Genomic DNA, 7472 nt, shown 5'->3' on the forward strand with positions numbered 1-7472 from the left:
AGCCCGGCCCGTACAGCCCGAGGAGACCCATGAGTGAGCACGCCGAGAACGCCCCGTCCGCCGAGTCCGGCTGGTCGTTCGAGACCAGGCAGGTGCACGCCGGCACCCAGCCCGACCCGGCCACCGGGGCGCGGGCCGTGCCGATCTACCAGACGACCTCCTTCGTCTTCCGCGACACCGAGCACGCCTCGAACCTGTTCTCGCTCGCCGAGGCCGGCAACATCTACACCCGCATCATGAACCCGACCCAGGACGCCTTCGAGCAGCGCGTCGCCGCGCTGGAGGGCGGGGTCGGCGCCCTCGCGGTCTCCTCGGGGCAGGCCGCGGAGTCGATGGCGATCTGGAACCTGGCGCGCGCCGGCGACCACATCGTCTCCGCCGCCACGATCTACGGCGGGACGCACAACCTGTTCCGGCACACGCTGCCGAAGTTCGGCATCGAGGTCTCCCTCGTGGAGGACCCCGACGACCTCGACGCCTGGCGGGCGGCGATCCGGCCGAACACCAAGGCGGTGTTCGCCGAGAGCATCGGCAACCCGCGCGGCAACGTCCTGGACATCCGCGGCGTCGCCGACGTCGCGCACGGGGCGGGCGTCCCGCTGATCATCGACAACACGGTCGCGACCCCGTACCTGGTGCGCCCGCTGGAGCACGGCGCCGACATCGTGGTGCACTCGGCGACCAAGTTCCTCGGCGGGCACGGCACCACCATCGCGGGCATCGTGGTCGACGGCGGCACGTTCGACTTCGGCGCGCACCCCGAGCGGTTCCCCGACTTCAACGAGCCCGACCCGAGCTACAACGGCCTGCGCTACTGGCCGGCGCTGGGCCCGGGCGCCTACGGCATCAAGATGCGGGTGCAGCTGCTGCGCGACCTCGGCCCCGCCATCTCCCCGCACTCGGCGTTCCTGCTGCTGCAGGGCGTGGAGACGCTCAGCCTGCGGATGGAGCGCCACTCGTCCAACGCGAAGGAGCTGGCCGAGTGGCTGGAGCGGCACGACGAGGTGTCGGCCGTCCACTATCCGGGGCTGCAGTCCAGCCCGTGGCATGAGGCCGCCCAGCGCTACCTGCCGCAGGGCGCGGGCGCCATGGTGAGCTTCGAGCTGCCCGGCGGCATCGAGGCGGGACGGCGCTTCGTGGAGGGCGTCCAGCTGTTCAGCCACCTCGCCAACATCGGCGACGTGCGCAGCCTGATCATCCACCCGGCGTCCACCACGCACAGCCAGCTGACGCCCGAGGAGCACGCCGCGGCCGGCGTCACCCCCGGGCTGGTGCGGCTCTCGGTCGGCATCGAGAACGTCAGCGACCTCAAGGCCGACCTGGAGGCCGGGTTCCGCGCGGCGAAGGGCGCGCTCTGACCGCCGATCCGGAGACCGCGCCGATCTCCCTCCCGCCGGTCTCCGGGGCCTGGCGGGAGGGGGATCCGCCCGGCCGGCGGCGCTGGGTGGCGCTCGACCGGCCGCTTCCGCTGGAGATCGGCGGTGTCCTGCCCGGGGTCCGGCTCGCCTATGAGACGTGGGGGCGGCTCGCCCCCGACGCCTCCAACGCCGTGCTGGTGCTGCACGCGCTGACCGGGGACAGCCACGTCGCCGGTCCCGCCGAGCCGGGGCACCCCACGCCCGGCTGGTGGGACGGGCTGGTCGGGCCGGGCCGCCCCCTGGACACCGACCGCTGGTTCGTCGTCGTCCCCAACGTGCTCGGCGGCTGCCAGGGCAGTACCGGGCCGTCCTCGCCCCGGCCGGACGGAAGGCCCTGGGGAGGGGCGTTCCCCGTCCTGACACAGCGCGACATGGTGACGGCCGAGGCGCAGCTCGCCGACGCGCTGGGAATCGAGCGGTGGGCGCTGGTGACCGGCGGGTCCATGGGCGGGATGCGGGCGCTGGAGTGGGCGGTGTCGTATCCGGAGCGGGTCGGGGCGCTGCTGCTGCTCGCCACCGCGGCCGCGGCGAGCGCCGAGCAGATCGCCATGGCCGCGGTGCAGCTGCACGCGATCCGCGCCGACCCGGGCTGGCGCGGCGGCGACTACCACGGCGCCGCCCCGGGGCACGGGCCGCACGCCGGGCTGGGCACCGCCCGCCGGCTCGCGCACATCACCTACCGCAGCGAGCCGGAGCTGCAGGCCCGCTTCGGCCGCCGCGCGCAGGACGGCGAGGACCCGCTGCGGTCCGGCCGCTACCAGGTGGAGTCCTACCTCGACCACCACGCCGACAAGCTGGTGCGGCGCTTCGACGCGGGCAGCTACGTGGTGCTCACCGAGGCGATGAACGGCCATGACGCCGGCCGCGGCCGCGGCGGCACGGCCGCGGCGCTGCGCCGGGTGACGGCCCGGACGCTGGTGGCCGGCGTCGACTCCGACCGGCTCTACCCGCCGGCGCAGCAGGCCGAGCTGGCCGCCGGGATCCCGGGCGCCGACCGCCTGCGGGTGATCGAGTCGCCCAGCGGGCACGACGGATTCCTCACCGAATCCGCCCAGGTCGGCGCGCTCGTCCGGGAACTGCTCGACGGCTGAGGCCGCCGCCCTCGGACACGGCGGCGCCGGCGGTACGGCAGAGTTGGGGCCATGTTGCCGACGCACACGAGTTCCGAGGTTCCGGACGTCCCGGTGGCGGTGCTGCCGGTCGGGAGCCACGAGCAGCACGGCCCCTTCCTGCCGCTCGCGACCGACACGGTGATCGCGTGCACGGTCGCGCGGGAGATCGCCGCGGCGCACCCGGTGCGGCTGCTCCCGCCCGTGACGATCTCCTGCTCGCACGAGCACGCGGCCTGGCCGGGAACGGTGAGCATCTCGGCGGCGACCCTGCACGCCGTGGTCCGCGACGTGGCCGCGTCGCTGCGCCGGTCTGGGGTGCCGAAGCTGGTCCTGGTGAACGGGCACGGGGGCAACTACGTGCTGGGCAACGTCGTCCAGGAGGCGCACGGCGACATGGCGCTGTTCCCCGGCCTGGACGAGTGGGCCGAGGCGCGGGCGGCGGCCGGCGTCGAGACCTCCGACGACGACGACATGCACGCCGGCGAGCTGGAGACCTCGATCCTGCTGCACGCCCACCCGGAACTCGTCCGCGACGGGTACCGGACCGCCGACCACCTGGCCGGCGACCGGCGGCACCTGCTGACGGCGGGGATGGCCGCCTACACCGCGTCGGGCGTCATCGGGCGGCCGTCACTGGCCGACGCCGGCAAGGGCCGGGACGCGCTGCGGAGCCTGGTCGCGGCCTTCGGGGACCGCCTCGCGGCGCTTCAGCAGCAGGGCGGCGGCGCCGGGCAGGCACGCGACGAACGTGAGCACCCCGTACACGACGGAGACGGTCAGTCCCTGCGCTGACCCGAGCCCCGCGGCGCCGAACGCGACGGCGAGGACGGCCTCGCGCGGCCCCCAGCCGCCGACGTTCACCGGCAGCACCATCACGAGCAGCGCCAGCAGGAGCAGCGGCACCAGGGTGGCGAGCGGCGCCGTGGAGCCGGTGAGGCGGGCGGCGACGACGAACAGCGCCAGGTGCCCGGCCAGGGCCGCCACGGACAGGACCACGATGGCGGGCCAGATGTCCAGGACGGCGCGCGTGTCGGCGAACATGGCCGCCACCGCCCCCCGGTGCCCGGTGCGGTTGCGGCGGCGGGCCACGACGAGCAGCAGGCTCAGGACGACCGCGATCACGACCAGGGCGGGCGTCATGGCCGGGGCCATCGCCGACAGCACGGCCGGCTGGGTGAACAGGACGACGAGGCCCACGAGCACTGGGACGACCTGTCCCGTGACCCGTTCGAGGAGCACCGCCCGCACCCCGCGGCCGACGTCACCGGACCGGTGGCCGTGGCTCACCGCGCGGTGGACGTCCCCGAGCACACCGGCGGGCAGTACCGCGTTGAGGAACTGGGCCTTGTAGTAGTCCGGCACGGCCCCCGCCATGGTCAGGGGCAGGCCCAGGCGCCGGGCGACCAGGCACCATCTGGCCGCGCTGAGCACGGTCGTCAGCAGCCCGATGGCGAGCGCGACGACGATGGCGCCCGCGTCGATGGCCTTGAGCGCGTCGACGAACGCGTCGGTGCTGTGCCACCACAGGAGTGCGGCGAGGATGCCCAGCCCGATGAGCAGGCGCAGCCAGGGCCAGAGCTTCTTCACGGTGTACCCCCGGGTAGGGCGAGCAGGTCGACGTGGTGGACCTCGGCGGTGAGCCCGCCCGCCGCGCACTCGGCGAGCCGCCGGCGCAGGTAGTCGTCCGCGGCCGGTCCGAGCTCGGGACGCTGCTCGACGGCGGCGCCGACCCAGCCGCGCAGCCACTCGGCGGTCAGCGCGGCCTGCCCGGGGCCGAGCCGCCACGGGCTCGGGCGCGTCCGCACGGAGGCACCGCGCCGCCCGAACGCCTCGGTGGCGGCGGTGACGGCGTCGGGTCCGAGGAGGCCGTCGCGGCGCTGGTGGGCGTCGAACGCGGCGGCGATCTCGCCGTCGAGCGGGTCGGGCGGGTTCAGCCGGACCCGCCCGACGACCGACAGGGTCAGCAGCGCCGGGCAGCCCACGGCGGCGGCGACGGACTCGACCTCGGCGGCGGTCAGCACGTCCAGCAGCGCCGACGCGGTGACGAGCGACGCGCCGACGAGGTCGGACGCGCGCAGCGAGGCGAGGTCGCCCTTGCGGGTCTCGATCGTCGCGGGCAGCCCGTCGGCGGTGACGTAGGCGTTCTCGCGGGCCAGGTCGAGCAGCGCGGGGTCGTGGTCCTGCAGGATCCAGTGCTGCGGGCCGCGCAGCCGCCCCGAGAGCCAGCGGCCCAGGGAGCCGGTGCCGCAGCCGAGGTCCCAGATGACCAGCGGCTCGCCCGGCGGGAGCGCGTCGCGGAGCGGGTCCAGCAGCTCGGAGGCGCGGGCGACGGCGTCCGCGCCCTCCCGCAGCGTCAGCCAGGAGGGATCGAAGCCCACCGTGTCGTCCTTCGCCGTGTCCTCGTTCACCGTGTCCTCCTTCACCGCGCCTCCCTGCGCAGGCGGGACAGGACGACGGCCATGCGGCGGGCGGTGTCGTCCCAGCCCGGGAGCATGCCGCGGCGCAGCCGCGCGGCGGCGCGCAGCCGGCCCCGCAGCTCCGGCGTCACCAGCCACCGGCGCAGCGACGCGGCCAGCGCGCCCGGATCGTCCGGCGGCACGAGCAGGCCCGGGACGGCGCCCGTGGGGTCCCAGCCGAGCGTGTCGGGCACGCCGTCGACCGCCGTCGCGATGACCGGGATGCCCCGCGCGAGCGCCTCGCTCACGACCATCCCGTACGTCTCCGCGCGGGACGCGAGGATGACGAGGTCGGCCCCGGCGTAGGCGTCGTCGAGCCGCTTGCCGGTCAGCGGCCCCTCCAGGTGGACGCGGTCGCCGAGGCCGTGCCGGGCGATCAGCCGGTGCAGCCGCGTCACGTACTCGGGGTCGCGGCGCAGCGGCCCCACGATCTCGCACTGCCACGGCAGGTGCCCGAGGGTGGCGAGGGCCTCCACGAGGACGTCGTGGCCCTTGCGCGGCGTCACCGAGGCCACCGACAGCAGGCGGGTCGTCCCGTCGGTGCCGGACGCGAGCGACGCCGGGTCGGTCCCGGGCGTCACGGCGTGCACGCGGGACGCCTCCAGGCCGTGGTGGGCGGTGAGGTGCTCCTTCGCCCACGGGCTGGTCGCCACCACGGCCCCGGCCGCCTCCAGCACCTCGCGCTCCCCCGCGTTGAGGTCGGCCTGGCCGGGTTCGTCCGCCAGTGGGAGGTGGACGAGGACGGCCAGCCGCAGCCGGGCCGCCTCCGGCACCACGATGCCGGGGACGCCGCACGCGACGAGGCCGTCCATCAGGACGACGCTCCCGTCGGGCAGGCCGCCGAGGGACCGGGCGAGACCGTCCCGCGCGGCCGCGTCGGGGCGCGGCCACGCCCCGGGCATCGCCAGCTCCCGGACCGTGCGGCCCGACGCGGCCAGCGCGTCGCTCAGCCGCCGGTCGTAGCGGTTGCCGCCGCTCGGCACGTCCGGGTCGTCGATGTCGCCCGGGACGACGAAGCAGATCTCCTGCGATGCGCTCATAGGGCGCGCTCGTAAGTGGCCCAGGCGACGTGCGACTCTTTCAGCGTCACCGTGATCCCGGTGAGGCCGCGCGCATTCTCGCCGAGGGCGCCCGCGTGGACCCGGTCGGCGAGCCGGTCGGCGATGACCTTGGCGAGGAACTCCGTCGACGTGTTGACCCCGGCGAAGTCCGGCTCCTCGTCCAGGTTGCGGTAGTTCAGCCCGCCGAGGACCTCGCCCAGCTCGCTGGTGGCGAGCCCGATGTCGACGACGATGCCGTCCGGGTCCAGGCCGGGGCGGCGGAACGTCGCGTCCACCACGTACGTCGCGCCGTGCAGCCGCTGCGCCGGGCCGAAGACCTCGCCGCGGAAACTATGGGCGATCATGACGTGGTCCCGGACGGTGATACCGAACAAGGTCGTCCTCCAGATGGTCGGGATGCAAAGGACTCGAAACGCAAAAGACTCAGTAGGTGATTCGCTGGCAGAGCGCGGGAAGTTCACCGCTCGCCAGCCGCGGCATGACGCGCGGCAGGTCCGCGAACGGGCTCTCGCCCGTGACCAGCGTGTCGAACGCGGGGTTCGCGAGCAGCCGCAGCGCCAGCGCCACCCGGTCGGCGAACGTCCGCCGCGCCCGGCGCGCCGGGGGCAGGGCGCCGACCTGGCTGCCGCGGATCGTCAGCCGCCGCGAGTGGAAGAACTCGCCCAGCGGGACGCTGATCCTCCGGTCGCCGTACCAGCTCAGCTCCACGACCTCCCCGTCCGGGGCGAGCAGTTCCAGCGACCTGGCCAGGCCGGCCTCGGTGGCGCTCGCGTGGACGACCAGGTCGCAGCCGCCCGCCGCGTCCTCGGGCGCCGCGAAGCCGACGCCCAGCGCCCGCGCGACGTCCGCGCGGGAGGGATCGGTGTCGACGAGCTGGACGTCGCAGCCCGGGAACCCGGCGAGGACCCCGGCGACCGAGCAGCCGACCATCCCGGCGCCGACCACCGCGACGCGGTCGCCGACCAGCGGCGCCGCGTCCCACAGTGCGTTCACGGCGGTCTCCACGGTCCCGGCGAGGATGGCGCGCCCCGGCGGCACCTCGGCGGGGACGGGGGTGACCGCGCTCGCCGGGACGACGTACCGGGTCTGGTGCGGGTAGAGGCAGAAGACCGTGCGGCCGAGCAGTTCCGGCGGGCCGTGCTCGACCGCGCCGACGTTCAGGTAGCCGTACTTGACCGGGCCGGGGAACGCCCCGTCCTGGAACGGCGCCCGCATGATCGCGTGCTGGTTCGGCGGGACTGCCCCGCGGAAGACGATCGACTCCGTCCCCCGGCTCACCCCGGAGCACACCGTCCGGACCAGCACCTCGCCGGGCCCCGGCTCCGGCAGGGCGACGTCGCGGATCTCCCCCTTACCGGGCGACCGGATCCAGAAGGCGCGGGCTTCGCGCTCCATCCGTGCTCCTCCCCCGATTCCCCCGGTACC

The 7472-nt window shown here is 75.2% G+C and carries 7 protein-coding genes and 1 pseudogene; 3 read left to right on the plus strand and 5 right to left on the minus strand.

Annotated elements, in window-relative coordinates; all coding sequences use genetic code 11:
• Positions 1-29: 29 nt before the first annotated feature.
• Genes E1266_RS33655 through E1266_RS33665 form a run of 3 tightly spaced genes read left to right on the plus strand, consistent with a single transcriptional unit; the run spans position 30 to position 3322 of the window.
• The gene (locus E1266_RS33655; protein ID WP_132054048.1) at positions 30-1358 is read left to right on the plus strand and encodes a bifunctional o-acetylhomoserine/o-acetylserine sulfhydrylase; all 1329 of its coding nucleotides are present in this window, start codon (positions 30-32) and stop codon (positions 1356-1358) included.
• Positions 1359-1381: 23 nt separating this feature from the next.
• The gene (locus E1266_RS33660) at positions 1382-2509 is read left to right on the plus strand and encodes a homoserine O-acetyltransferase (RefSeq protein ID WP_207946077.1); all 1128 of its coding nucleotides are present in this window, start codon (positions 1382-1384) and stop codon (positions 2507-2509) included.
• Between the two features lie 51 nt (positions 2510-2560).
• On the plus strand, positions 2561-3322 hold the full coding sequence (locus tag E1266_RS33665) for a creatininase family protein (RefSeq protein WP_132054053.1): 762 nt from the start codon (positions 2561-2563) through the stop codon (positions 3320-3322).
• 3 nt (positions 3323-3325) lie between these two features.
• Here the strand turns inward: E1266_RS33665 and E1266_RS39705 are convergent.
• The 5 genes and pseudogenes from E1266_RS39705 to E1266_RS33690 form a co-directional block, all read right to left on the minus strand.
• Positions 3326-4186 (minus strand): annotated as a pseudogene (locus E1266_RS39705) (lysylphosphatidylglycerol synthase domain-containing protein); the annotation flags it as partial.
• Complete coding sequence (locus E1266_RS33675; protein ID WP_132054055.1) at positions 4114-4938, minus strand: class I SAM-dependent methyltransferase; 825 nt, start codon at positions 4936-4938, stop codon at positions 4114-4116. The gene E1266_RS33675 and the pseudogene E1266_RS39705, both read right to left, overlap by 73 nt.
• Before the next feature lie 11 nt (positions 4939-4949).
• A complete protein-coding gene (locus E1266_RS33680) occupies positions 4950-6026 on the minus strand; it encodes a glycosyltransferase family 4 protein (protein WP_132054057.1) in 1077 nt (358 codons plus the stop codon).
• On the minus strand, positions 6023-6421 hold the full coding sequence (locus E1266_RS33685; RefSeq protein WP_132054059.1) for a 6-carboxytetrahydropterin synthase: 399 nt from the start codon (positions 6419-6421) through the stop codon (positions 6023-6025). Before E1266_RS33685 ends, E1266_RS33680 begins: the two co-directional genes overlap by 4 nt.
• Before the next feature lie 49 nt (positions 6422-6470).
• Entirely contained in the window at positions 6471-7442 is a 972-nt protein-coding gene (locus E1266_RS33690; RefSeq protein WP_132054061.1) for a zinc-binding alcohol dehydrogenase, read from the minus strand.
• Positions 7443-7472: the final 30 nt, after the last annotated feature.

The organism is Actinomadura sp. 7K534, from assembly GCF_004348575.1.
In the GTDB taxonomy this organism is placed as follows: domain Bacteria; phylum Actinomycetota; class Actinomycetes; order Streptosporangiales; family Streptosporangiaceae; genus Spirillospora; species Spirillospora livida.